The sequence below is a fragment of the Streptomyces sp. NPDC002130 genome (genome assembly GCF_040296465.1).
Classification (GTDB): Bacteria; Actinomycetota; Actinomycetes; order Streptomycetales; family Streptomycetaceae; genus Streptomyces.
Genome location: NZ_JBEOXI010000668.1, coordinates 1 through 1754 on the forward strand (window position 1 = coordinate 1; position 1754 = coordinate 1754).

General features: G+C 66.1%; 1 protein-coding gene. It reads left to right on the top strand.

The window, feature by feature from the left end:
• The first annotated feature begins 145 nt into the window (after nt 1-145).
• Nucleotides 146-1447 (top strand): YhgE/Pip family protein, encoded by a 1302-nt coding sequence (locus ABT116_RS44240; protein ID WP_351646517.1) that lies wholly within the window; start codon nt 146-148, stop codon nt 1445-1447.
• Nucleotides 1448-1754: the final 307 nt, after the last annotated feature.

Sequence of the window (1754 nt, forward strand, 5' to 3'; positions counted from 1 at the left end):
CGGTTCTCGAAGACGACGACGTCGTAGGACGAGTCGGGGATCTCGCTCAGGCGATCGCCCGCCGACGGGCACAGGGGGCACTCGTCGGCCGGGGGCCGGCGAGCTGGCCACTGGAGCTGGCGAAGCTGCTGCAGGTTCGGGCGAGTTGAGCAGCGGACTCAACCAGTTGGTCGGGGGCACCGACGAACTCGGTGCAGGAGCTCGTCAGATCAGCGAAGTGGTCGACATGGTCACCACCCCGGTACTCGACCTCGCGGGGTCCTCCGCCGCCGTCGTCGGTCAGATCGATGCCCTCACCTCGATGCTTCGGAACTCGACCGATCCGGTCTCCGCCGGGCTCGTCGAAGCGCTCGGCGGACTGCGGGCCTCCCTGACCGCACAACCCTCGGACGACGACGTGATCGGTCAGCTCGGTCAGCTTCGCGACGGTGCGCAGGAGATCTCGCGGCAGCTCACCGACCCGAGCAGCGACTACCGTGGCGGGCTTCTTGCCGCGGCGGCCGGTGCAGGTGAACTCAACACCGGTCTAGGCCAACTGTCCGACGGCGCAGGCCAACTCGCTACCGGCGCACAGGAACTCTCCGCCGGCCTCGGGCAGTTGGACACCGGAAGTATTGCGCTCCGTGACGGTCTCGGGCAGCTATCGGCCGGCGTCGGCGAGCTCGACGCGGGCAGCGCAGAACTCGCCACCGGTTTGTCCGACGGCGCCGCCCAGGTGCCGCAGTTCTCGGACGACGAACGCGCCACCACAGCCAATCTGCTCTCGTCCCCGGTTGCCGTCGACGCGCGGAACAACTATCCCGCAGCCGGTTTCGGGCCGGGAGCCGTCCCTGCCGTGATCTCGGTGGCACTGTTCCTGTGCGGAATTCTCACCTGGTTCGTCGTCCGCCCACGACGCGGACGTTCGCTGAACTCGCACACGAGTGTGGTGCGCGAGGGGCTGCGCCGCTACCGCATTCCCGCCCTGGTCACCTTGGTCGCGGCGCTCGTGTTGTCGGTGGTGTCACTGACCGTGGCACACGTCGAACCGCCGAGCGTCCTGGCGATGATCGCCGTGATGATCCTGGTGGGTGCCGCCGCGGTCAGCTCGGGCAGGCTCTTCACCGTTGTGTTCGGAGCCGTCAACGGAACCTTCATCGCTTTGGGCGCCTTGATGATTCAGATCTTCGCCTTCGGCGCGGTGTATCCCATCGAACAGATGCCGACCGTTCTGCAGTGGCTGCACGCTCTGATGCCACTGACCTGGGCGCGCAACGCCATGCGCATGGTCCTCGTCGGCTACTACGGCCCGAAATTCTGGGTGGCAGTATTCGCTCTGGCTGCCTTGGTGATCGGTGCCGTCCTGTTCACCATCTGGTGGCGCCGCCGACAAGAACCGCCGACAGACGCCGATGACGACGCGCCGATCACCGAGGAGATCGTGTACCTCCAGCAAACGCAAGCGTGAGTCGGATCAGCGAACGAGCGTCGTACGCATCAACATGACGTTGTAGTCGGCCCACGTGGTGGCAAGGATTTGCGCCCCGACATCGTTGCTTCGTACACGGATTCGAGAACACGTGCGTACTGCGCCGCGTCTTCACCACTACCCAGGGCCGGTTCGAGTCGATTCGTTGCGCCGATCACACTCCAGTCCTATGTGATGGGGACACCGAAAGCGAGCGTAGCACCCGGATGCAGAGTTGTCCGCGTGCGTGAACGTAGGACGGAGGCGGGGTGGTCGGCGTCGGGTCGGGGTCCGGGGCGGAGGTCGT